Here is a 23,147-nt window from a genome sequence, read left to right on the forward strand (position 1 = left end):
CCGCCGACAACTCGTCCGGCCGGGGCGGGCGGAGATCGTGAGCAGTGTTCGCGGACTTCGCGCGCACCGCCGCGCCCACGGCGTGGAAGGGCGGGGCCGGGACCGACTGTCAGTGGTCCGTGGCAGGATCGGTGTCGTGGCGAAGACAGCATCGAAGAAGACCGACAGCACCTCCGGCGCCCGCCCGCGGCTGATGCTCATGGACGGGCACTCGCTGGCGTACCGCGCGTTCTTCGCGCTGCCCGCGGAGAACTTCACGACCGCGACGGGCCAGCCGACCAACGCGATCTACGGATTCGCGTCGATGCTGGCCAACACGCTGCGTGACGAGGCGCCCACGCACTTCGCGGTGGCGTTCGACGTCTCCCGCAAGACCTGGCGGTCCCAGGAGTTCACCGAGTACAAGGCGAACCGATCCAAGACCCCGGACGAGTTCAGGGGCCAGGTCGAGCTGATCGGCGAGCTGCTCGACGCCATGCACGTCACCCGCTTCGCCGTCGACGGCTTCGAGGCGGACGACGTCATCGCCACGCTCGCCACGCAGGCCGAGGCCGAGGGCTTCGACGTGCTGATCGTCACCGGCGACCGGGACTCCTTCCAGCTGGTCAGCGAGCACACCACGGTCCTCTATCCGACCAAGGGCGTCTCCGAGCTGACCCGCTTCACGCCGGAGAAGGTCTTCGAGAAGTACGGGCTGACCCCCGCCCAGTACCCCGACTTCGCCGCCCTGCGCGGCGACCCGTCCGACAACCTGCCGGGCATCCCGGGCGTCGGCGAGAAGACGGCCGCGAAGTGGATCAACCAGTTCGGCTCCTTCGCGGACCTGGTCGAGCGCGTCGACGAGGTCAAGGGCAAGGCCGGGCAGAACCTGCGCGACCACCTGGAGTCCGTCAAGCTCAACCGACGGCTCACCGAGCTGGAGCGGCGGGTCGAGCTGCCCAGGGCGGTCACCGACCTGGAGCGTCCCGCGTACGACCGCAAGGGCGTCGCGATGATCCTGGACACCCTGGAGATCCGCAATCCGTCCCTGCGCGAGCGGCTCTACGCCGTCGACCCGGGCGCCGAGGAGGCCGAGGCCACCCCGGTCGTGGCGGACGGTGTCGAGCTGGACGGCGTGGTCCTGGGCACCGGCGAGGTGGCCGGCTGGCTCACCGAGCACGGCGCACAGCCCCTCGGCGTCGCCACCGTCGACACCTGGGCCCTGGGCACCGGCTCGGTCGCCGAGGTCGCGCTGGCCGCGTCCGACGGGACGGCCGCCTGGTTCGACCCGACGGCGCTGGACGAGGCCGACGAGACGGCGTTCGCCGCCTGGCTGTCCGACGCGGGCCGTCCGAAGGTCTTCCACAGCGCCAAGGGCGCGATGCGCGTCTTCGCCGAGCACGGCTGGAGCGTCGCCGGCGTAGGCATGGACACCGCGCTCGCCGCCTACCTGGTCAAGCCGGGCCGCCGCTCCTTCGACCTGGACGCGCTGTCCCTGGAGTACCTGCACCGCGAGCTGGCCCCGGCCGCCGCCGCCGACGGCCAGCTGGCCTTCGGCGCGGACGACGGCGCCGAGGCCGAGGCACTGATGGTGCAGGCCCGCGCGATCCTCGACCTCGGTGAGGCCTTCGAGGGCCGCCTGGCGGACGTCGGCGCCGCGGACCTGCTGCGCGACATGGAACTGCCGACCTCCGCGCTGCTCGCCCGCATGGAGCGGCACGGCATCGCGGCCGACCGGGCCCATCTTGAGGCCATGGAGCAGATGTTCGCGGGCGCCGTGCAGCAGGCGGTGAAGGAGGCGCACGCGGCGGCCGGACGCGAGTTCAACCTGGGCTCGCCCAAGCAGCTCCAGGAAGTCCTCTTCGGCGAGCTGAACCTGCCCAAGACCAAGAAGACCAAGACCGGCTACACCACCGACGCCGACGCCCTGGCCTGGCTCGCGGCCCAGACCGACAACGAACTGCCGGTGATCATGCTCCGCCACCGCGAGCAGGCCAAGCTGCGCGTCACGGTGGAGGGCCTGATCAAGACGATCGCCGCGGACGGCCGCATCCACACCACGTTCAACCAGACGGTCGCCGCGACCGGCCGCCTCTCCTCCACGGACCCGAACCTCCAGAACATCCCGGTCCGCACCGACGAAGGCCGCGCCATCCGCCGCGGCTTCGTGGTCGGCGAGGGCTTCGAGTCCCTCATGACGGCCGACTACAGCCAGATCGAGCTGCGGGTGATGGCCCACCTGTCCGAGGACGCGGGCCTGACCGAGGCGTTCACCTCGGGCGAGGACCTGCACACCACCGCCGCCGCGCAGGTCTTCTCCGTCGAGCAGTCGGCCGTGGACGCGGAGATGCGCCGCAAGATCAAGGCCATGTCCTACGGCCTCGCGTACGGCCTCTCCGCCTTCGGCCTCTCCCAGCAGCTGAACATCGAGGCGACCGAGGCGCGCGGCCTGATGGACGCCTACTTCGAGCGTTTCGGCGGCGTACGGGACTATCTGCGCCGGGTCGTCGAAGAGGCGAGGGCGACCGGGTACACGGCGACCCTCTTCGGTCGCCGCCGCTACCTGCCCGACCTCAACAGCGACAACCGCCAGCGCCGCGAGGCCGCCGAGCGCATGGCCCTGAACGCGCCGATCCAAGGCACCGCGGCCGACATCGTCAAGATCGCCATGCTCAACGTGGACAAGGCACTGCGCGAGGCCGGCCTCTCCTCCCGCATGCTGCTCCAGGTCCACGACGAAATCGTCCTGGAGATCGCCCCCGGCGAGCGCGCGGCGGCGGAGGAACTGGTCCGCCGCGAAATGGCGAACGCGGTCCGCCTCAGCGTCCCCCTGGGCGTCTCGGTGGGCTCGGGGGCGGACTGGGAGTCGGCGGCGCACTAGCCTCCGGCGGTTGGCGGGGCGAGGTGGGGTGGGGTGGGGGAGCGTCGGCCACGGCGTTCGCCCGCCCGCGCCCGGCGTGGCGGCTCCAAGCCTGGGGCAGTGGGGTTCGGCGGCGGTCGGCGGCGCGGGAGGCCGGCCGGCGCTTCGCCGTCCCGGGGGCCGGGTGGGGAGCCGAACGCCTGTCGGCCTGGTTGGGCCGTATGCCCGGTTACGCCGTCACACACGGCCCGTCCCCGGGGCCGGGTGGGGAGCCGAACGCCCGTCGGCCTGGTTGGGCCGTACGCCCGGTTACGCCGTCACACACGGCCCGTCCCCGGGGCCGGGTGGGGAGCCGAACGCCCGTCCGTCTGGCTGGGCCGTACGCCCCGGCTACGTCGCGACACCGGCAGTGGCAGCGGGGTTCCGTCGGCTGTGGCCCGTTCGTCGCCGTGTCCGCAGGGGCCGGCTCCGCACCCGGCCGGCTGTGCCGCCCGCGTCCCGGGGGCTCCCGCCAGACACCGGCCCGGGCGCTTTGCCGGGCACGGTCACGAGCGCGGACCCTCCGCCTGGCACAGCCCAGGGCTCGCGCCGACGCCGGCAGTGGGCACCCCGCCGGGCACCGGCACTCCGACTCGCGCGCCGCGTGCGCTCCTCCCTGCCGATGGGGCGTTGCTGTCGGGCCGTGGTCCCTGGCCCGTGAGGCTGGCCCCGTCCCCGTGGGGGTCGCCCCGCCCCCGTGAGGGTGGCCCCGTCCCTGTGGGGGTCGCCCCGTCCCTGTGGGGGTGGCCCCGTCCCTGTGAGGGTGGCCCCGTCCCCGTGAGGGTCGCCCCGTGGTAGACAGACGAGCCGGTACGTGGTGGCGGCGCGCGCCCTCGGCGGGGCTTGCTCGACCGCTGCGGGGCGGCTCCCCGGGGCGTCGCCCGCCCAGCGGCGTCACCGGTGCCGGCACGCACCCCGCGACGCCCTCCAGCCCCCGGCGGGCTCGTCACTCTGGTGGCCCCCGCGGATGCGCCGCCCGCGCTCCTCTCCCGTGAGGATGCGGGCATGGGTATACGCATGCTCCACCACCGGACGACACCGGCACGGGCAAGCACAGACGGACCCGCCCGCGTGCCACTGCTACCGGTCCCGGCCCTCGCGCCAGGCGCGAGTACCGGCCGCATCCCCGCCACCCTCACCACGGCCCTGCGCCGCACCGCGACCGGCCTCCGCCGCAGACTCGCCCGCCGGGACCCGGCGACCGCCACCCCGCGCGAGGCATCGGCCTGGCGCCTGTGGGCCGACCTGGCGCGCGGCTACCTGTCGCTGGCCCTCACCCTGGTGCCGCGGCCACGCCCCGCACGCACCTTCACCGCCGTGTTCGCCGCGACCGCCGACACCTTCAGCGGGCGACCCGGCGGGCCGGCTCCGTACCGGCACCGGCATGGCTGGTGGGAGCCGGGACCGGACGCCACACCCTGACCGCCACGGCGTACAGCAGCAGCGCCGGGGCCAGCCCCGCGCCCGCACCGAAGCACACCGTCGGGATCAGCTCCCAGGGTTTCGCCATGTGACCCCAGTAGTCCCACCACCGCGTCGCCCGCCGCACCGCCCCGGCCACCGCGCAGCCGCCGAGGACCGCCGCGGCCCACCACCGGTCCCGGACCGAGAGGCGCGGAACGGCCGGCGCCTCGCTCCGGGGCGTCCGGCGCAGCGCCCGCGTCAGGAACACGACGAGCACGACCGCGGCCACCGCGGAACCGCCGTACTGCAGGTACCAGTAGAGCGGCGAGCCCGCGATCTCCCGGCCCAGCACCGGGAACACCCGCATCCCCCAGCGGTCGAAATGCGTGAACGCGTCCCACACCACGTGCGTCAGCGCCCCCAGCACCGCCGACACGTACCACCACGCCACCAGTGAGCGCAGCACACGCGCGCGTGGCGCCCCGCAGCGCAGCAGGGGCGCGACGCGTCCCTGGTGGGCCCTTGGCAGCAGGGCCACCAGCGGTTCGCGGACCAGCAGCCACAACCCCACCAGCGCCCAGGCCACGGCCACATCCACCGTGAAAACACCGGGAAACGAGTGTGTGACGTCCCCGAACTCCATCGCCTCGGGCAGGAAACTCGCCATGTAATAGGTCATGTCGGGCGCGAACGACCCCGCCACCAGCACGGCCGGCACCAGCCGTCCACGGCCCGTCCCGTCGCCCCGCACTCCGGGCAGCACGGCGGCGGCATGACTGAGAGTGAACGGCAACAGGACTCCTCTTATGGCCAACCGGTGAATATCGGGCGCGAACGGGTGCCCGTGCAAAGCAAGTTGCCGTAGGGTCGCCTGCGGCATCGTGCTGGTCGAACAGACGATCACCGTGCTCGGACAGTTGCGGTGCAACCGTCGGCGCGGACCGATCGTCACAACAGGGCGGAAGCCACGGGGCGGGCACGACAGCCGGACACGGACGGAGACGGACGCGCGGGCGTCCACGGGAGGGGTTCACTCTATGGCGGCGCATTTCGACAGGAGGCTCCGCAAGGCGGCGGTCACCACCACCGTGGCGGCGGTCGTGGTCGCGGCCCTGTCCGCGTCCCAGGCCCCGGACGTGACGGCCGACGCCAACGGCAGACAGACCAGCGCCGACAACGCGCCGACGTCCGACACACCCTCCCAGGAGAGCGCGACCGGCAACTCGCCGTACTACACGGACCTGCCGCCGCTCAACAGCCCGAGCCCATCACCCACCATCGGCACCCCCGACTCCCGGGCTGCCGCAGAGGCCGGCATACCGGCGACCGTCCTGGACGCCTACAAGAAGGCCGAGTCGGCGGTGCGCCAAGCCAAGCCCGGCTGCAACCTGCCGTGGCAACTCCTCGCGGCGATCGGCAAGGTGGAGTCCGGTCAGGCCCGCGGCGGCCGCGTCGACGCCGAGGGCACCACCATCGGCAAGATCATCGGCCCCCAGCTCGACGGCAACGGCTTCGCGCTCATCAAGGACACCGACGACGGCGCCTACGACGGCAACAGCAGCTACGACAACGCCGTCGGCCCCATGCAGTTCATCCCCTCCACCTGGGCGTGGGCGGGCCGGGACGGCAACGGCGACGGCAAGGACGACCCCAACAACGTCTACGACGCCGCGCTCGCCGCCGGTCACTACCTGTGCCGCTTCACCTGGGACCTCTCCGACGAGACCGACCTCAAGAGCGCGATCCTCAGCTACAACAACTCGCAGGACTACCTGCACACGGTCCTGTCCTGGCTGGAGCACTACCGCAAGGGCACCCACGAGATCCCCGACGGCACCGGCACCCTCCCGGTGGGCCGCAGCGACGACCCGATCGGTGCCGGCACCGGTCCCTCGCCCGGTGCGACGGGTCCGACGACGCGGCCCGGTGCCGCCGGCTCCACGTCGCCCGGCCCCGGCGAGCCGAACCGCCCGACCGAGCCCGGCAAGCCTCCGAACCCCGGCCCCGTCTCACCGACCCCCAAGCCGCCGACCGACCCGGAGCCCCCCACCGGCACCCGGCCTCCCACGCCCACCGACACGGTGCACCACCTGGACAACGCGGGCACTACCGGGCTCACCGCGATCGCGGGCGACACCTTCGCCAAGAAGCTCAGCGCCCGCGCCGAGACCAAGGCCGGAAAGGCCGTCGGCAAGGTACGCGTCCGCTTCACCGTGCTGGGCGACACGGACGCCGCCTTCACCGGCGGAGACAAGGTCGCCGCGGTCACCACCAACGCCTCCGGCGTGGCCGTCGCGCCCGCGCTGGTGGCGGGCGAGAAGACCGGCGGGTTCACCGTCCGCGCCACCGTGATCGGCCGTACCGTGGGCCTCGACTACAAGGCCACCGTCACCGAACGCGTCGCCGACGCCCTCGCCCGCGTCGGTGAGACCGAGCTGACCTGCGCGCCGGGCGGCGAGTTCGCGGACCAGGTCGAGGTGAAGGCCACGCACAAGGGCGCCGCCGCGGACAAGGTCGCCGTCACCGCCACGCTCATCAAGTCGGTGCTCGACCCGACCGAGGCCGACAAGGGCCCCTACTTCAAGGACGCCGACGGCACGGCCGTCCGTACCCTGACCGGCCTCAAGACCGACGCCAAGGGCATGCTGAAGCTGCCGAAGCTGTACGCCGACGACACCAGCGGCACGTACATGCTCCGCCTCACCACGGCGGGCGGCGCCGCGCTCAACGTCCAGCTGAAGGTGGCCGAGGCCGCCGAGCCGACGCCCGACCCGTCCACGGAGCCGTCGACCGAGCCGTCCACGAGCCCCTCCGCCGAGCCCAAGGCATAGGCGCGATCCCGGCCGGACGACCGAGGGCGCCCTCCGCTTCGGCGGCGGGCGCCCTCGCCATCTCCCGGCTCCTACGTCACTTCGCGAGCCGGGCCTTCGTGTACCGGGTCGGCTCCGCCGTGGCGGGATCCTCGGGCCACGGATGCTTCGGGTACCGGCCGCGCAGCTCCGCGCGTACGCCCTTGTAACCGTCCCGCCAGAAGGAGGCCAGGTCGGCCGTCACCGCGGCGGGGCGTCCGGCGGGGGAGAGGAGATGGACGAGCAGGGGCACCCCGGCGACCAGGGGCGACCGCTGCAGCCCGAACATCTCCTGCAACTTCACCGCGAGGACCGGCTGTTCCGGGTCGCCGTAGTCGATCCGGATCCTGGACCCACTGGGGACCACGATTCGCTCGGGGGCCAGTTCGTCGAGCCGCGCCGCCTCCCCGGACGCCCAGGGCAGCAGCCGCGCCAGCGCCTCCACGGCGTCGATCCGGCCCAGGTCGGCCCGCCGCCGGGCCCGGCTCAGCTCGGGTTCCAGCCACTCGTCCACGCGCGCGTGGAGGGCGTCGTCGGAGACGTCCGGCCACGGCTCACCGAGATGCCGCCGCAGAAACGCGAGCCGCGCGCGCAGCGCGTCCGCGTCAGCCGTACGGCGCAGCAGCCCGAGCCCTTCCTGCCGCAGCCCTTCGAGCAGGGCGTCCCGTACGAGACCGGGGTCGGCGCCGGTGAGCGGCCGGACCGCGAGTTCCACGGCCCCGAGCCGTTCGACACGCCGGGCCAGGACGTCGCCGTCGCGCCAGTGGACCTCGTCCCGCTCCGCCAGCAGCGCCCCCGCCGCGAGCCGCGCCGTCTCCTCGTCGATGGCCGCACCGAGCTGCACGCGCGCGTGGCCCCGTCCCACCGGGCGGTCGGCCACGGCGACGGCGATCCACGGCGCTCCCCGCAGCGCCGACCCCTCCGGCAGCTCGGCACGGGTGCCGGAGACCATCAGATAGGTACCGCCGTCCTTCTTCGCCACGCGCTCGGGAAAGGCCAGGGCGGCCACCAACCCGGCGAGAGCGTCCTCGGCGAGCGGTTGCGCCCGCCGGCCGTCACCCGGCTCCACCGCGCCCCGCAGCCGCCGCACCTCGCCCCGCCACCGCGCCGCGTAGCCGTCACCCCCACGCCGGGCGGCCCGCAGCACGGACACCAGCTCGTCCCCGTACTCCCGCGGCGCCTCCTCACTGAGCAGCCCGACCACTTCGGCGACCACCTCGGAACCACCGCCGCCTCCACCGGAGCCGCCCGCCCCCGCGCCCCCCGCCGCCGACCCCGCCGCGTCGAGCAGCGCCCGCCCCAGGCGGGGATGGACGCCGAGGCGGGACAGCCGGGTGCCCCGGGGCGTGGCACGACCGGTGGAGTCGACCGCGCCGACCGCCGTCAGGACCGACCGCGCCGCCGCCATCGCCCCACCCGGCGGCGGGTCCAGGAGCGCCAGTCCGGACGCGTCCGGATCTCCCCAGCAGGCCGCCTGCAAGGCGAACGCGGTCAGGTCGGCCACCTTGATCTCCGGCGCCGGGAACCGCGGCAGCCGGGCGTCCTCCGCCTCCGCCCAGCAGCGGTACACCGCGCCGGGGGCCTCCCGCCCGGCCCGCCCCGCCCGCTGCCGCGCCGCCGCCCGCGAGGCCCGTACCGTCGTCAGGGCGCTCAGCCCGCGCGCGTGGTCGACGCGCGGCTCCCGTGCCAGCCCCGCGTCCACGACCACCCGCACGCCCGGGACCGTCAGCGACGACTCCGCCACCGAGGTCGCCAGGACCACCCGGCGCCGTGCCCCGGGCACCAGCACCGCGTCCTGCACGGCCGCGGGCGCCCGCCCGTGCACCTGGAGCACGTCGACGTCCCCGAGGCCCCCCAACCGCCCGGCGACCCGCGCGATCTCCCCGACGCCGGGCAGGAAGCACAGCACGTCCCCGTCCCGCTCGGCCAGCGCCCGCCGCACCACCGACGCGACGTGCGCGAGCAGCGCCGGATCCACCCGCGTCCCGTGCGGGGGCCGCACCGGACGCGCCGGCGGCGACCACACCACCTCCACGGGATGCGACACGCCCCGCGCCTCGACGACCGTCGCCCCGCCCAGCAGCCGGGACCAGCCCTCCGCGTCCGTCGTCGCCGACGCGGCCACCAGGCGCAGCTCCGGCCGCAGCGTCTGCCGCACGTCCCACAGGAACGCCGCCGCCGTGTCCGCGTCCAGGTGCCGCTCGTGGCACTCGTCGAGCACCACCACGTCGACGCCCGTCAGCTCCTGGTCCCGCTGGAGCCGCTGCAGGAGCACACCGGTCGTGACGACCTCCACGCGCGTGTGCCGCCCGACGACCCGCTCACCGCGCACGGTGTACCCGACACGCGCGCCGGGCTTCTCACCCAGCAGCCACGCCATCCGCCGGGCCGCCGCCCGCGCCGCGATCCGCCGGGGCTCGGCCACGACCACGCGCCGCGCGGGTCCCTCGCCCAGCAGCCCGGCCAGCGCGAGCGGCACCAGCGTCGTCTTGCCGGTGCCGGGCGGCGCGACCAGCACCGCCGTGCCGTGCCCCTCCAGGGCGTCGTGCAGAGCGGGCAGGGCACCGCGCACGGGCAGCGCGTCCAGGGCGTCGTAACGGATCACGCCCCCAGTGTCGTACGCCCGCGAAACCGCCCTCCACGCGCGCGTGCGCACGTGCCGGACGTACGACTCAGTCGCGCTCGCACACGAAGATCGCCGTCCCCGGGATCAGGTGCCCGCGCAGCGGGGACCACCCGCCCCACTCGGAGGTGTTCCAGTCCGGCCACTCCGGTTCCACGAGGTCCACCAGCCGGAACCCGGACGTCACCACGTCCCGCACCCGGTCACCGAGCGTCCGGTGGTGCTCGACGTACACGGCGCGGCCCTCGTCGTCCTGCTCGACGTAGGGCGTGCGGTCGAAGTACGACGCGGACACCGACAGTCCCTCCGGGCCCGGCTCGTCCGGCAACGCCCAGCGCAGCGGATGCGTGACGGAGAAGACGAAACGGCCCCCCGGGCGCAGCACCCGGCGCACCTCCCGCAGCACCAGCCGCGGGTCGGCGACGAACGGCAGCGCCCCGTAGGCCGAGCACGCCAGGTCGAACGAGCCGTCCGCGAAGGGCAGCACGGTGGCGTCGGCGCAGACCAGAGGGAAGGCGCCGCCGATGCGCAGGGCGTGCTGGAGCTGGCGGTGGGAGAGGTCGAGGGCCACCGGACGGGCACCCTGGGCGGTCAGCCAGCGCGAGCACTGGGCGGCGCCGGCGCCGATCTCCAGGACGGCCTTGCCCTTCAGGTCCTCCGGCGGGCCGAGCAGCTCGGCCTCCGTCTCGTCCAGGCCCTCGGGACACCACACGAAGCGGTCGTCGCCGAGGAAGGTGCCGTGTTCGGTCTGGTACTCGTCCGCGTTCCGGTCCCACCAGCCGCGGTTGGCGTGCGAACTCTCCGTGACACCGGCGGCACGCCGGGTGGCCTCGGGTTCTGCTTCCGCGGCCTCGGACGTTACGGGCTCTTGGATGACCGGCTCCCTCGTACTAGTCTGCGGGCTCTTCCGTGCGGCCGGCCCCGGGTCACGCAAGGGACGCTCAGGGGGGCCAGGTGGCCTCGGGGGACGGCTTTTGTGCCGGGTATGCGGGGATCTGCCCCGGGTGTGCGGCTTCGCGCATTGACCCTGCCCGGCTGCCCCCGTATGCTACAAGTTGCGCTGCGGGCCTGCGCACCTCAGACGTAGCAGGTCGCGCTCGCATCTGTTGTATGTCCCCTCGGTTCTCGAGGCGTCACCCCTGGTTTCGGTGACGCTTCCTAAGCTGTCCGGCCTTCTGCAGAGCGAAACGGGCTCCCGGCGTAAGCAGTACCTACGACTTCAATGTCCGTACCGGAGCCCTTTCCCACATGACGAGCAGCACCGAGACCACCGCCACCACCCCGCAGGTTGCGGTCAACGACATCGGTAACGAGGAAGCCTTCCTCGCCGCGATCGACGAGACGATCAAGTACTTCAACGACGGCGACATCGTCGACGGCGTCATCGTGAAGGTCGACCGGGACGAGGTCCTGCTCGACATCGGTTACAAGACCGAAGGTGTTATCCCGAGCCGCGAGCTCTCGATCAAGCACGACGTCGACCCCAACGAGGTCGTCGCCGTCGGTGACGAGATCGAGGCCCTTGTTCTCCAGAAGGAGGACAAGGAAGGCCGCCTGATCCTCTCGAAGAAGCGCGCCCAGTACGAGCGTGCCTGGGGCACCATCGAGAAGATCAAGGAAGAGGACGGCATCGTCACCGGTACCGTCATCGAGGTCGTCAAGGGTGGTCTCATCCTCGACATCGGCCTCCGTGGCTTCCTCCCGGCCTCCCTGGTCGAGATGCGCCGCGTCCGCGACCTCCAGCCCTACGTGGGCAAGGAGCTCGAGGCGAAGATCATCGAGCTGGACAAGAACCGCAACAACGTGGTCCTGTCCCGCCGTGCCTGGCTGGAGCAGACCCAGTCCGAGGTCCGCCAGACGTTCCTCACCACCCTCCAGAAGGGTCAGGTCCGTTCCGGCGTCGTCTCCTCGATCGTCAACTTCGGTGCCTTCGTGGACCTGGGTGGCGTCGACGGTCTGGTCCACGTCTCCGAGCTGTCCTGGAAGCACATCGACCACCCCTCCGAGGTTGTCGAGGTCGGCCAGGAGGTCACCGTCGAGGTTCTCGACGTCGACATGGACCGCGAGCGTGTCTCCCTGTCGCTGAAGGCGACCCAGGAAGACCCGTGGCAGCAGTTCGCCCGCACCCACCAGATCGGCCAGGTCGTGCCCGGCAAGGTCACGAAGCTGGTTCCGTTCGGTGCGTTCGTCCGCGTGGACGAGGGCATCGAGGGTCTGGTCCACATCTCCGAGCTGGCCGAGCGCCACGTGGAGATCCCGGAGCAGGTCGTCCAGGTCAACGACGAGATCTTCGTCAAGGTCATCGACATCGACCTCGAGCGCCGCCGCATCAGCCTCTCGCTGAAGCAGGCCAACGAGGCCTTCGGTGCCGACCCGTCCACGGTCGAGTTCGACCCGACCCTGTACGGCATGGCCGCGTCCTACGACGACCAGGGCAACTACATCTACCCCGAGGGCTTCGACCCCGAGACCAACGACTGGCTCGAGGGCTACGAGACCCAGCGCGAGGCGTGGGAGACCCAGTACGCCGAGGCGCAGCAGCGCTTCGAGCAGCACCAGGCGCAGGTCATCAAGTCCCGCGAGGCGGACGAGAAGGCCGCTGCCGAGGGTGTCGACACCGCGGGCGCGGCTCCGGCCGCCTCCGGCGGCGGTGGCGGCGGCGGCGGTGGCTCGTACTCCTCCGAGGGCGGCGACAACTCCGGCGCCCTGGCGTCGGACGAGGCGCTGGCCGCGCTGCGCGAGAAGCTGGCCGGCGGCCAGAGCTGAGCGCAGGCCGCTGAGGCCCAGCCGTTGACTGAGGGGCCGCACCTTTCGAGGTGCGGCCCCTTGGCGTTGCCCTGGACAGTGCCCTCTGATGCGGCCCTCAAGATCACAGTCCTCGCCCTCCCGGGAATGCCCGCCCCCGTCCCGGCGTTGTGACGTACGAACACGAGGAGGGGAGCGGTCACTGTGCTTGATCCGCAGGATTTGTACGCATGGGAGCCGAAGGGCCTGGCCGTCGTCGACATGGCGCTCGCCCAGGAGTCGGCCGGACTGGTCATGCTGTACCACTTCGACGGCTACATCGACGCCGGGGAAACCGGCGACCAGATCGTCGAGCGCGTGCTCGACACGCTGCCCCACCAGGTCGTCGCCCGCTTCGACCACGACCGGCTCGTCGACTACCGGGCGCGCCGTCCACTGCTGACCTTCAAGCGGGACAGCTGGACGGAGTACGAGGACCCCACCATCGAGGTGCGGCTCGTCCAGGACGCCACCGGGGCGCCGTTCCTGCTGCTGTCCGGCCCCGAGCCGGACGTCGAGTGGGAGCGCTTCGCCGCGGCCGTGGCGCAGATCGTGGAGCGCCTGGGCGTCCGCCTGGCGGTCAGCTTCCACGGCATCCCCATGGGTGTCCCGCACACCCGCCCCGTCGGCATCACCCCGCACGGCACCCGCACCGACCTCGTACCGGGCCACCGCAGCCCCTTCGAGGAGGCGCAGGTCCCCGGCAGCGCCGAGGCGCTCGTCGAGTACCGGCTCACGCAGGCCGGCCACGACGTCCTGGGCGTCGCCGCGCACGTCCCGCACTACATCGCCCGCTCCCCGTACCCGGACGCGGCGCTGACCGTACTGGAGGCGATCACCGCGGCGACCGGCCTGGTCCTGCCCGGCATCGCGCACTCCCTGCGCACGGACGCCCACCGCACCCAGACGGAGATCGACCGGCAGATCCAGGAGGGCGACGAGGAGCTCACCGCCCTCGTCCAGGGCCTTGAGCACCAGTACGACGCGGCCGCGGGCGCCGAGACCCGCGGCAACATGCTCGCCGAGCCCGTCGAGATTCCCTCGGCGGACGAGATCGGCCGCGAGTTCGAACAGTTCCTGGCGGATCGGGAGGGCGACGGCTGATCCGGTAGCCTGGCGGATGACCGCGCCCCACCCGTCCCCGCCGCAGCGGGGATGATCTTCGGTGGGCCTGACCGGCGGTATCGGAGTCGGCAAGTTGTCCCCGCCGTTGCGGGGGTGGTGAGGTGGAGGCGCGGTCATGCTGTCCGTGGGCCTGACCGGCGGGATCGGTGCCGGCAAGAGCGAGGTGTCGCGGCTGCTCGTCGAGCACGGCGCCGTACTGATCGACGCGGACCGGATCGCGCGCGAGGTCGTCGCGCCCGGAACGCCGGGACTCGCGGCGGTCGTGGAGGCCTTCGGCGAGGACGTGCTCGCCGGGGACGGCAGCCTGGACCGGCCTAAGCTCGGCTCGATCGTCTTCGCCGACCCGGAGCGGCTGGCCGCGCTGAACTCGATCGTGCACCCCCTGGTGGGCGACCGCTCCCGCGCCCTCGAAGAGGCGGCCGACGAGGACGCCGTCGTCGTCCACGACGTCCCCCTGCTCACCGAGAACGGGCTGGCACCGCTGTACGACGTCGTGGTCGTCGTCGACGCCGACCCGGGCACCCAGCTCGACCGGCTGGTCCGGCTGCGCGGCATGACCGAGCCCGACGCGCGGGCGCGCATGGCCGCCCAGGCGACACGCGAGCAGCGCCGGGACATCGCGGACGTGATCATCGACAACGACGTACCGCTGGACGAGCTGCGACGCCGTGTCGCAGAGGTGTGGACCGAGCTGACCCGCAGAGCACACGCCCGGCGCCGGACGGCACAGGAATAGGGCGCCCCGCGCGGGCGTTGATCCCTTCCAGTGAGGGAAGGACTCTGCCGTGCCCGAGACCAGCGGTTCGACCGGACGTACTCCGGAGACGGATGTCATCGACTTCCGTGCCGCGGAGCAGCTGCTCGCGGCGCGGGACCCGCGGGGCGCGGTGAAGCTGCTCGACGCGGTCATCGGAGCCCACCCCGAGAGCACCGCCGCGCGGCTGCTGCGCGCGCGTGCTTTCTTCGCCGCGGCGCAACTGCGCCCGGCCGAGCTGGAGTTCACCATCGTCCTGGAGCGCGAGCCGGACAACGCGTTCGCGCACTTCGCGCTGGCCCGCACCTACGAACGCCGCGGCTGCCCCGACCAGGCCCGGCGGCACTTCAGACTGGCGGCGGCCCTGGATCCGAACCCGGAGTACCTCCAGCAGGCGCGGTTCGACTCCTGACGGTCAGCTCCTCGGCGGCGGGTACGGCGGGATGTCCCGGCCCGGCTGGTAGTGGGGGCCCTGGCGCAGATGCCGCATGACCACGGTCAGGTCGACCGCCGCGACCAGCCAGAGCACCCCGCAGGCGACGGCCCATCCGATGCGCCCGGTGAGCGCGAAGGCAGCCGTCCCGAAGATCGCCCAGACCAGCCCCCACAGGCTCAGCCAGAACCGCGCCCGCAGGGCACTGCGCGCGGTGGCCGGTTCGCTGCCCGTACGCATCGGATCACCACTCCTGTAAGCAACGTACTCCGGCGGGCCACGAGGGGGAAACGGACCGCATCGGCGGTCCTCCGCACCACCGGACCGCGTGTGTTCACTCGGTCGGGTGAACCGGCGGCGAGTGGGAACGGGTGTGCGGTGGCGGGCCGTTGGACGGGCATGGAACTGAGAATGCGAGAGGGACACCAGGGGACGGGACCAGGGGCCATCACCCCGGACGGCTGTGCCGTCGAGCTGTATTCGCGGCTGCCCGCGGGACCCGAGCCGGGCATCGTCGCCGCCGCCGTGCCCGGGGGCGCGCGCATCCTGGAGCTGGGCAGTGGCGTGGGCCGCATGACCCATCCGCTGCTGGAGCGCGGCTTCTCCGTCACCGCCGTCGACGAGTCCGCCGAGATGCTGGCGCACGTGCGCGGCGCACGGACCATATGCGGCCCGATCGAGCACCTCGACCTGGACGAGCGCTTCGACGTGGTGATGATGGCGTCGTTCCTCGTCCACACCGGGGACGCCGAGGTGCGGCGGGGACTGCTGCGCACCTGCGCGCGGTACGTCGCGGACGACGGCTGCGTACTGATCCAGCGGGAGGGCGCGGACTACCACACGGACCTGCCGCGCGAGCGGGTCGACCCCAGCGGCTTCACCGTGCGGATCGTGTCGGCTGACCCGGTCGCGGACGGGGTCAATTCGGTACGCGCGGAGTACGAGTTCCCGGACGCGGTCTGGACCCAGACCTTCCTGGCCCGGCCGCTGACCAAGGAACAGTTCGAGCAGGCGCTGGCGGAGGCGGGACTCCGGGTGGACCGGTACCTGACCGACGACGGGACGTGGGTGAGGGCGATTCCGGTGCCACAGGAGTGATGCCACAGGAGTGATGCCACAAGCGTAGGGATCCGACGATGAGTTCCGGTCCGGGGGGCGGTCTACCCACCCGACAGCATCACGGACCGCCCAGCTCAGGAGACCGCCATGGCCGAGACCGCCGCTTCCACCGCCCCCACGGCTCGCACCGCCCGGATCGCCCTGCGCGTGGTGCAGGTGCTCCTCGCGCTGTTCTTCGCCGTGGCGAGTGCCTCGCCGAAGCTCGTCGCGCACTCCTCGGCGGCCGACAGCTTCGCCACGATGGGCTGGGGCGACGTCGGCATGTACACGATCGGCGTCCTGGAGCTGGCCGGGGCGATCGCCCTGCTGATCCCGGTGCTCCAGTCGGTGGCGGCGTCGGCGCTCGGCGCGCTGATGGTGGGCGCGTTCGTCGTCCAGCTGACCTACCTCGACGGTGAGAACGCGGTGACACCACTCATCCTGCTGGTGCCGCTCCTGATCATCGCCCGGTCCCGCCGCGAGCACAACGGGGAACTGCTCCGGCTGATCCGAGTCCCGCGCGGCTGAGCGGGCGGTCCCAGGACGGAGTCTGGGCCTGGTCCCGGCGATCAGGGGTTGGTCTCGGCGATCAGGGCCTGGTCTCGGCGTCCTTGCGGGCGCGGGCCAGGCTCTCCAGTCCGCGCAGGCGCTCCATCTCACGGCGGTCCCGCTTGGTCGGGCGGCCGGCGCCGCGGTCGCGGATGCCGGCCGGGGCGACGGCCTCGCGGGGCGGGGGCGGCGGGGAGTTGTCGGCGTAGCACTGGGCGGCGATCGGGGCACCGACGCGCTTGCGGATCAGCCGCTTCACGATGACGACGCGTTCCCGGCCCTCGTGCCGCAGGCGTACCTCGTCGCCCACGCGCAGTGAGTACGCGGGCTTCACGCGGTCACCGTTCACCCGGACATGGCCGCCGCGGCAGGCGGTCGCGCCGAGGGAACGCGTCTTGATGAGGCGGACGGCCCAGATCCAGCTGTCCACCCGGACGCTCTCGCCGCTCTGGGGCCCGGCCGCCTCGGCGGCGGCGATCGCGGCGGCGGTCTTCGGGTCCTGATCCGGGGCCCCGGAGGCGTCCTGCGGGACGGCCGCCCCGTCCGCCGGGACCTTGTCCTCGTCATGCTCGGAAGCCATGCTCCGACCTTAGCCGCCCGGCCCGGCGGGAGGGACGACAATTTCCGCGGGCGCCGCCGCGGAGCCGGCGGGGGAGGGAGCATCGGAGACGCACACGTACCGGAGGATCGTTCTACGGTGGACGCATGGACACCGGCGGCCTCTCCGTACTCGACCAGCGGATCGCGGGCTGCCGGGCCTGCCCCAGGCTGGTCGACTGGCGGGAGGAGGTGGCCCGTACGAAGCGGGCGGCCTTCGCGGACTGGACGTACTGGGGCCGTCCGGTGCCGGGCTTCGGACCGCCCGACGCGAGCCTGCTGATCGTCGGACTCGCCCCCGCGGCCCACGGCGGCAACCGCACCGGCCGGATGTTCACCGGCGACCGCTCCGGAGACGTGCTGTTCCAGGCCCTGTACGACGTGGGCCTCGCCTCGCAGCCCACCGCGGTCTCCGCCCACGACGGCCTGGAACTGCTCGGCGTTCGCGTCACCTCGCCGGTGCACTGCGCCCCGCCCGCCAACAAGCCCACCCCCGCCGAACGGGACACCTGCCGTCCCTGGCTCGTCCAGGAGCTGGAACTGCTGCGGCCGACGCTGCGGGCCGTGGTCGTGCTCGGCGCCTTCGGATGGCAGGCGGCACTGCCCGCGTTCGCCGGCGCGGGCTGGACCGTACCCCGCCCCCGTCCGCCCTTCGCACACGGCGGGCAGGTCACGCTGGACGCGCCCGACGGGCCCGGCCTGCGTCTCTTCGGCTGCTTCCACGTCAGCCAGCGCAACACCTTCACCGGCCGGCTCACCCCCGAGATGCTCCGCGAAGTGCTGCGCACGGCGGCGGACGCGGCCGGGCTGTCCGCCCCGTAAAGCGGATGAGCGCCCCGGTCCGGCGGCGCTACGGTGCCCCGATGGGCCTGTATCCGGAGATCGAACCGTACGACCACGGCATGCTCGACGTCGGCGACGGCAACAGCGTCTACTGGGAGACCTGCGGCAACCCGCACGGCAAGCCCGCGCTGGTGCTGCACGGCGGGCCGGGCAGCCGCGCGCGCCCGGGGCACCGGCGGTACTTCGACCCCGCCGCCTACCGGATCGTCCTCCTCGACCAGCGCGGCGCCGGACGGTCGCTACCCGGCGCGAGCGCCCACGACACCGACATGAGCGTCAACACGACCGCCCACGTCATGGCCGACCTGGAACGGCTCCGCGCCCACCTGGGCATCGAGCGCTGGCTGGTGTGGGGCGTGTCGTGGGGATCGGCCCTGGGCCTGCGGTACGCGCAGACGCACCCCGGCGTGGTGTCCGAGCTGGTGCTGACCGGCGTCGCGACCGGCTCCAACGACGAAGTGGCCCTCCTCACCCGAGGGTTGGGCAAGATCTTCCCCGAGGCTTTCGAGCGCTTCCTCGCCGAACTGCCCCCGGACCAGCGTGACGGCAATCCGGCCGCCGCCTACAACCGGCTGCTGGAGTCGCCGGACGCCGCGGTCCGGGAGCGGGCCGCCCGCGCCTGGACCGACTGGGAGACGGCGACCATTCCGGCGCCGCCGCGCTCGGTCGCCCGGTTCGAGGACCCGGAGTTCCGCGTGGGCTTCGCCCGCACCGTCACGCACTACTGGGGCAACGGCCACTTCCTCGGCGAGGGCAACGACGAGGGCGTGGTCCTCAGGGACGCGCACCTGCTGAAGGGCGTCCCCGGCACCCTGGTCCAGGGCAGCCTCGACTTCGGCAACCTCCTCGGCATCGTATGGCGGCTCCACCACGCCTGGCCGGACAGCGAGCTGGTGGTCGTGGACGAGGCCGGACACGACGCCGGAGCCACCGGGGACGAGGCACTCGTGGCGGCGACCGACAAATACGCCCGGCGCGAAGCCTGAGCGGACGTGCGGGCGGCCGAGTTCTCCAGGCCTACGGCCGCCACACGTACCGCACGTCCGGCTCCCGCTCCTCGTTCCGGGCGCCGTCCGTCCACTCCACGGCCGTGAATCCGTGCCGCTCGTAGAAGCGGTGCGCGGGCGCGTTGACCTGGAACGTCCACAGCGAGAGCCCGGCCGGCCCGCGCTCCTTGGCCAGGGCGACGAACCGGTCGCCGAGCCCGCGCCCGCGCCGTTCGGGGGCGAGATACAGCTGCGACAACTCGTCGCCCTCCAGCACCATCACCCCGGCCACCGCACCACCGGTCTCCTCCGCCACCCACGCCTCGTGCCGCTCCACCACCACGTACCGGAAGAACTCCCGGACCTCGGCGTCGGTCCGGGGCCGGACCACGGTCGGCAGCGCGGCGGCGAAGGAGCGCAGCCAGACCTCGGCGGCGGCACGCGCGTCGGCGGCCGACGCGCGCCGCAGGACGACCGCCCCGGCCCCCGTCTCCGGGCTCACGGACGGCCCTCCTCGGGCACGACCGCCGTTGCCGTGATCTCCACCAGCTGTCCCGTGTACCCGAGGCAGCTCACTCCGAGGAGCGTGGAGGAATGCGGGCCGGTACTGAGCCCCGACGCCTCGACGACGTCCCAGACGGCGGACAGCTCGGCGGGCTCGGTACCCACGACGTACACGTCGGTCGACAGCACGTGCTCCAGGCCGCTGCCGACGGCACGCAACTGCTCGGTGAGGTTCGCGACGACCTGCTCGGCCTGACGGACCGCGTCGCCCTCGCCGACCAGTTTCCCGTCCGCGTCGAGCGGCACTGCCCCGGCGAGGAAGGCGAGCCTGGTGCCGGCCTCGACGACGGAGGCGTGGGAGTAGGTGGGCGGCGGGAAGAGACCGGACACGGTGACGCGCTGAATCACGTGGGCTCCTGGAAGCTGGACGGACAACCTCCCGATCGTCCGCCTCCCGGCCCACCCCGCGCACCCGATTTTCCCTCGCGGCCCGCGCCCCGGCCCGCCTAGGCTGCCAGTGTCCGTTCCGTCACCTCGTCACCGCCAGGAGCCCACCGCAGTGCCCTCCCTCACGGACCCCACGGATCCCACGGACGAGGCGTTCCTCGACACCACCGCCGACCGGCTCGCCGCCCTGCCCACCGTCCGGGCGGTCACCCTCGGCGGCTCCCGGGCGCAGGGCACGCACGGGCCCGACAGCGACTGGGACATGGCGGTCTACTACCGGGGCGGTTTCGCCCCCGACGACCTCCGCGCCCTCGGCTGGGCCGGTGAGGTCTCGGAGATCGGTGCCTGGGGCGGCGGCGTCTTCAACGGCGGCGCCTGGCTGACGATCGACGGGCGCCGCGTAGACGTGCACTACCGCGACCTCGACGTGGTCGAGCACCAGGTGACGGAGGCGGAGGCGGGCCGCTTCGGCGTCGAGCCGCTGATGTTCCACCTGGCGGGCATCCCGACGTACCTGGTGGTCGCGGAGCTGGCGATCAACCGGGTGCTGCGCGGCGACCTGCCCCGCCCCGCCTACCCCGACGCCCTGCGCGCCACCGCCCCCGACCACTGGCACGGCGCGGCCAGGGCTACCCTCGCCTACGCCGGCACCGGCCACGCCCCCAAGCGCGCCGTCACCCAGGTCGCCGGCGCCATCGCCCTCGCCACGACCCAGACGGCACACGCGGTGCTGGCGGCACGGGGGGAGTGGGTCACCAACGAGAAGGGCATCGTCGAGCGCGCCGGGCTGGGCGGGATCGACGAACTGGTCGCCGAGCTGACGCCGGAGCCGCGCTCCCTGACCCGCTCGGTGGCGCACGCCGAGACGCTCCTGCGCGTCGCCCTGGAGGCGCGCTGAGACCTTCGGACATCAAGTCGGCCTGAGGCGAACAAGCCTGCCCCGCAGGCCGTAGCAGGAAGCCGGAGTCCCGCCGCCCCGGCACCCCGTCCACTCATGGGCCGACCAGTGGCTCGGAGTTGTCGTCCGTCGAGGCGGGCAGAGGTGGCGGGGCAGGCCCGCTCCACCGCCGCGCGGATACGGGCCTGTTCACGGGGGATGCGCCGCCCGCCGCCCGCCGCCACGCCGAGCATCAGCACCAGCCCCCTTCACTTCAACGACCTGGAGCCGCTGGGGTCCCACAACGGCTGAGCTCCGCCAACGGCGTTGCTCGCAGCGAGGGCAGGGCCCTTGCCTCCCTCGTGGGCTTGGCGTAGGCGCCGACGGTCGCGGTCATCCCCCGGAAACAGTCCCGTTTCCGCGCCCGCGACATTCCGTCGTACGCTTGACAGCGCACCGCCCAGCCCGGCCACCGTCGCCCGAAGGCTCGCCACCGCCCTCGACCGGACGACAGGAGGCCGCGCCCCTTGTTCCGCACCGCCGCCCGCGTGCTCCCGCCGTGGCTCGCCCATGCTCTGAACGCCCAGCGCGGCCCCGTGCCCTGGAACGCGGTCACGCGCGGTGCGCTGGCCGGTGGGCCGCTGCTGATCACCGCCCTGGTCGCCGACCGGGCCTCCCTCGGGGTCGTCGCCGCGATCGCCGCCATGCTGGCCGGCATCAACGACCGGCCGGGCAGTCGCCGTGCGTCCGTGCGGCGGATCGGCGTACCCACGCTCGCGGGCGCGGTCGGGCTGCTCGTCGGGACGTACGCCGGACAGCATCTGGGCGCCGTTGTGCTGACCCTGGTGCTGACCGGGCTCGGGCTGGTCGCGGGAGGCGTCAGTGCCGTCGGGCCCGTGGCGTCCCAGACCGGGGCGCAGCTGCTGGTCGGCAGTGCGGTGGGCGCCGGGATGCCGTTGCCCGGCCCCGGGTGGCAGACCGTGCTGGCCTTCCTCGCCGGCGCCGGATGGCTGCTCCTGCTGCGGCTGGTCCTGCCCACGCCCGGGTCCCTGACCGGCGGCTTCCGCTTCGACGGGGAGCGCGCGGCCGTCGCCGACGTGTACGACGCCGTGGCCGCGCTGCTGGACGCGGTCGGAACCGAGCACGCCGTGGCCCGCCGGGCCGCACTCACCGCCGCCCTCGACCACGCCCAGGACGCGCTCGCCGGACCCCGGCTGCGGCGCCGCGCCTCCACCGCGGCCGAACGGCGGCTGCACGCCCAGTACGCGGCCGCGCTGCCCCTCGGCGAAGCCGCGACCGCGCTCGCGTGGGCCGAGCGGCCCGTGCCCGCCCGGGCCGCGGAAGGACCCCGGCGGCTCGCGGCCGCCGTACGCGGTAACGCCCACGCCGGGCCACTGCCCGCACCCCACCGCACCGACCCCGCCCTGCGCGCCCTGGACGACGCCCTCCTGCACGCCGCGGTCGCCTTCGACCTGGGCAGGGGCACGGACCTGCACACTCGCAGGCGGTCGGCCGCCGCCCTCGCCCGCGACGTCCTCGGGGCCGGCGGGCGGGAGTACGGGCTGCGGGTCGGCCTGTGCTTCGGGGCCAGTGCCGCCGTCGCCCAGGCGCTGCACCACGGCCACTGGTACGGGGCCCACCAGCACTGGTACTGGCTGCCCGCCACCGCCGTCTTCCTCGTCAAGCCCGACCTCGGTCCGCTCGTGTCCCGGGTACTGTGCCGGGCGGCCGGTACTGTCCTCGGGGCGCTGCTGTTCGCCGGGTTCGCGGCCGTACTGCCCCGGCCCGAGGGGCTGGTCGCGCTCGTCGCCGTATGCGGTGCCCTGGTGCCGGTCGCCGCACGGCACTTCGCCGCCCAGACCACCGTCGTCACCGTCCTCGTCCTCGCCCTGGTCATGGTGGGCGGCGAACCCCAGGCCTCCGCCGGCCGCATCGGGGAGACGCTGCTGGCCTGTGCGATCGTGCTGGTCGTCGGGCATCTGCCGATGCCGGGACAACGGGGTGGCGGCGTACGGGCCCGGATCGGGGCCGCCGACGCCGCCGCACAGGCCTACCTCGCGCACGTACTGAGCGGGACCGGCGACCGCGCTACCCGGTGGACGCTGCGCCGCGAGGCGTACCGCACGCTCGCCGAGGCCCGCGCCGCCATCGACCGCGCCGCCGCCGAACTGCCCGCCCTGGCCCGCCACTCCGAGGGCACGGACGAGGTCGCCGCGGTCCTCGAACGGCTTGTCGACACCACCACCGCCTGCGCCGTCCACCTCGACGACACCGGCCGGCTCACGCCCCGCCACACCGCCCGGCTCGCCGAGCTGGGCGACGAACTCGCCCAGCGGCGCGGGCGCGTGGGCGGCGACCGCCCCGAACTGCCGCTCGCGGGGTGAGCCTCCCCGGCG

20 protein-coding genes are annotated in these 23,147 nt (G+C 73.5%); 13 read left to right on the forward strand and 7 right to left on the reverse strand.

Annotated features, from left to right (window positions below):
- The first annotated feature begins 136 nt into the window (after positions 1–136).
- Complete coding sequence (polA, locus tag ACFWR9_RS07025; protein ID WP_383836707.1) at positions 137–2,860, forward strand: DNA polymerase I; 2,724 nt, start codon at positions 137–139, stop codon at positions 2,858–2,860.
- 1,089 nt (positions 2,861–3,949) lie between these two features.
- Positions 3,950–4,300 (forward strand): hypothetical protein, encoded by a 351-nt coding sequence (locus tag ACFWR9_RS07030; protein ID WP_383836710.1) that lies wholly within the window; start codon positions 3,950–3,952, stop codon positions 4,298–4,300.
- Here ACFWR9_RS07030 and ACFWR9_RS07035 read toward each other — a convergent pair.
- Positions 4,221–5,075 carry a DUF4184 family protein gene (locus ACFWR9_RS07035; protein ID WP_383836713.1) on the reverse strand — a complete coding sequence of 285 codons (855 nt, stop codon included), beginning with the start codon at positions 5,073–5,075 and terminating at the stop codon, positions 4,221–4,223. The two genes, ACFWR9_RS07030 and ACFWR9_RS07035, sit on opposite strands and share 80 nt — an antisense overlap.
- Positions 5,076–5,319: 244 nt before the next feature.
- Between ACFWR9_RS07035 and ACFWR9_RS07040 the strand changes: the two genes are divergently transcribed.
- Positions 5,320–7,113, forward strand: coding sequence for a lytic murein transglycosylase (locus ACFWR9_RS07040; protein ID WP_383836716.1), 1,794 nt, complete (start codon positions 5,320–5,322; stop codon positions 7,111–7,113).
- 76 nt (positions 7,114–7,189) lie between these two features.
- Here the strand turns inward: ACFWR9_RS07040 and hrpB are convergent, their stop codons facing one another.
- Both hrpB and ACFWR9_RS07050 read right to left on the reverse strand, forming a co-directional pair.
- The gene (gene hrpB / locus ACFWR9_RS07045; protein ID WP_383836719.1) at positions 7,190–9,736 is read right to left on the reverse strand and encodes an ATP-dependent helicase HrpB; all 2,547 of its coding nucleotides are present in this window, start codon (positions 9,734–9,736) and stop codon (positions 7,190–7,192) included.
- A gap of 67 nt (positions 9,737–9,803) precedes the next feature.
- On the reverse strand, positions 9,804–10,688 hold the full coding sequence (locus ACFWR9_RS07050) for a class I SAM-dependent methyltransferase (protein ID WP_383836722.1): 885 nt from the start codon (positions 10,686–10,688) through the stop codon (positions 9,804–9,806).
- Positions 10,689–11,002: 314 nt separating this feature from the next.
- On the opposite strand from ACFWR9_RS07050, the gene rpsA reads away from it, so the two are divergent.
- From rpsA to ACFWR9_RS07070, 4 genes are all read left to right on the forward strand, one after another.
- On the forward strand, positions 11,003–12,520 hold the full coding sequence (gene rpsA, locus ACFWR9_RS07055) for a 30S ribosomal protein S1 (protein WP_383836725.1): 1,518 nt from the start codon (positions 11,003–11,005) through the stop codon (positions 12,518–12,520).
- A gap of 183 nt (positions 12,521–12,703) precedes the next feature.
- Entirely contained in the window at positions 12,704–13,642 is a 939-nt protein-coding gene (locus tag ACFWR9_RS07060; RefSeq protein WP_383836728.1) for a PAC2 family protein, read from the forward strand.
- 136 nt (positions 13,643–13,778) lie between these two features.
- Complete coding sequence (gene coaE / locus ACFWR9_RS07065; protein ID WP_383836731.1) at positions 13,779–14,399, forward strand: dephospho-CoA kinase; 621 nt, start codon at positions 13,779–13,781, stop codon at positions 14,397–14,399.
- A 49-nt stretch (positions 14,400–14,448) separates the two neighbouring features.
- Positions 14,449–14,829 (forward strand): tetratricopeptide repeat protein, encoded by a 381-nt coding sequence (locus ACFWR9_RS07070; protein ID WP_383836735.1) that lies wholly within the window; start codon positions 14,449–14,451, stop codon positions 14,827–14,829.
- A 3-nt stretch (positions 14,830–14,832) separates the two neighbouring features.
- Here the strand turns inward: ACFWR9_RS07070 and ACFWR9_RS07075 are convergent, their stop codons facing one another.
- On the reverse strand, positions 14,833–15,090 hold the full coding sequence (locus ACFWR9_RS07075; RefSeq protein ID WP_383836737.1) for a DUF6343 family protein: 258 nt from the start codon (positions 15,088–15,090) through the stop codon (positions 14,833–14,835).
- A 171-nt stretch (positions 15,091–15,261) separates the two neighbouring features.
- On the opposite strand from ACFWR9_RS07075, the gene ACFWR9_RS07080 reads away from it, so the two are divergent.
- Both ACFWR9_RS07080 and ACFWR9_RS07085 read left to right on the forward strand, forming a co-directional pair.
- The gene (locus ACFWR9_RS07080; protein WP_383836740.1) at positions 15,262–15,948 is read left to right on the forward strand and encodes a class I SAM-dependent methyltransferase; all 687 of its coding nucleotides are present in this window, start codon (positions 15,262–15,264) and stop codon (positions 15,946–15,948) included.
- Positions 15,949–16,056: 108 nt separating this feature from the next.
- A complete protein-coding gene (locus tag ACFWR9_RS07085) occupies positions 16,057–16,476 on the forward strand; it encodes a DoxX family protein (RefSeq protein WP_383836743.1) in 420 nt (139 codons plus the stop codon).
- A 61-nt stretch (positions 16,477–16,537) separates the two neighbouring features.
- Here ACFWR9_RS07085 and ACFWR9_RS07090 read toward each other — a convergent pair whose 3' ends face one another.
- Entirely contained in the window at positions 16,538–17,077 is a 540-nt protein-coding gene (locus ACFWR9_RS07090; protein WP_383836746.1) for an RNA-binding S4 domain-containing protein, read from the reverse strand.
- A gap of 125 nt (positions 17,078–17,202) precedes the next feature.
- On the opposite strand from ACFWR9_RS07090, the gene ACFWR9_RS07095 reads away from it, so the two are divergent.
- Both ACFWR9_RS07095 and pip read left to right on the forward strand, forming a co-directional pair.
- Complete coding sequence (locus ACFWR9_RS07095) at positions 17,203–17,916, forward strand: uracil-DNA glycosylase (protein WP_383836749.1); 714 nt, start codon at positions 17,203–17,205, stop codon at positions 17,914–17,916.
- Between the two features lie 41 nt (positions 17,917–17,957).
- Entirely contained in the window at positions 17,958–18,923 is a 966-nt protein-coding gene (gene pip / locus ACFWR9_RS07100) for a prolyl aminopeptidase (protein WP_383836751.1), read from the forward strand.
- A gap of 31 nt (positions 18,924–18,954) precedes the next feature.
- Here pip and ACFWR9_RS07105 read toward each other — a convergent pair whose 3' ends face one another.
- On the reverse strand, positions 18,955–19,425 hold the full coding sequence (locus tag ACFWR9_RS07105) for a GNAT family N-acetyltransferase (protein ID WP_383836754.1): 471 nt from the start codon (positions 19,423–19,425) through the stop codon (positions 18,955–18,957).
- On the reverse strand, positions 19,422–19,835 hold the full coding sequence (locus tag ACFWR9_RS07110; protein WP_383836757.1) for a RidA family protein: 414 nt from the start codon (positions 19,833–19,835) through the stop codon (positions 19,422–19,424). Before ACFWR9_RS07110 ends, ACFWR9_RS07105 begins: the two co-directional genes overlap by 4 nt.
- Positions 19,836–19,986: 151 nt before the next feature.
- Between ACFWR9_RS07110 and ACFWR9_RS07115 the strand changes: the two genes are divergently transcribed.
- Both ACFWR9_RS07115 and ACFWR9_RS07120 read left to right on the forward strand, forming a co-directional pair.
- Complete coding sequence (locus tag ACFWR9_RS07115) at positions 19,987–20,772, forward strand: nucleotidyltransferase domain-containing protein (RefSeq protein ID WP_383836760.1); 786 nt, start codon at positions 19,987–19,989, stop codon at positions 20,770–20,772.
- A gap of 506 nt (positions 20,773–21,278) precedes the next feature.
- Positions 21,279–23,135, forward strand: a complete 1,857-nt coding sequence (locus ACFWR9_RS07120; protein WP_383836763.1) for an FUSC family protein — start codon at positions 21,279–21,281, stop codon at positions 23,133–23,135.
- Positions 23,136–23,147: the final 12 nt, after the last annotated feature.

This window comes from Streptomyces sp. NPDC058534, from assembly GCF_042717365.1.
In the GTDB taxonomy this organism is placed as follows: Bacteria; Actinomycetota; Actinomycetes; order Streptomycetales; family Streptomycetaceae; genus Streptomyces.

What these genes read in the sequence shown, in the direction of transcription:
- ACFWR9_RS07040 (WP_383836716.1), top strand. Translation starts at nt 5,320, where the DNA reads ATGGCGGCGCATTTCGACAGGAGGCTCCGCAAGGCGGCGGTCACCACC.
- rpsA (WP_383836725.1), top strand. Translation starts at nt 11,003, where the DNA reads ATGACGAGCAGCACCGAGACCACCGCCACCACCCCGCAGGTTGCGGTC.
- coaE (WP_383836731.1), top strand. Translation starts at nt 13,779, where the DNA reads ATGCTGTCCGTGGGCCTGACCGGCGGGATCGGTGCCGGCAAGAGCGAG.
- ACFWR9_RS07075 (WP_383836737.1), bottom strand. Translation starts at nt 15,090, where the DNA reads ATGCGTACGGGCAGCGAACCGGCCACCGCGCGCAGTGCCCTGCGGGCG.
- ACFWR9_RS07080 (WP_383836740.1), top strand. Translation starts at nt 15,262, where the DNA reads ATGCGAGAGGGACACCAGGGGACGGGACCAGGGGCCATCACCCCGGAC.
- ACFWR9_RS07085 (WP_383836743.1), top strand. Translation starts at nt 16,057, where the DNA reads ATGGCCGAGACCGCCGCTTCCACCGCCCCCACGGCTCGCACCGCCCGG.
- ACFWR9_RS07090 (WP_383836746.1), bottom strand. Translation starts at nt 17,077, where the DNA reads ATGGCTTCCGAGCATGACGAGGACAAGGTCCCGGCGGACGGGGCGGCC.
- ACFWR9_RS07095 (WP_383836749.1), top strand. Translation starts at nt 17,203, where the DNA reads ATGGACACCGGCGGCCTCTCCGTACTCGACCAGCGGATCGCGGGCTGC.
- pip (WP_383836751.1), top strand. Translation starts at nt 17,958, where the DNA reads ATGGGCCTGTATCCGGAGATCGAACCGTACGACCACGGCATGCTCGAC.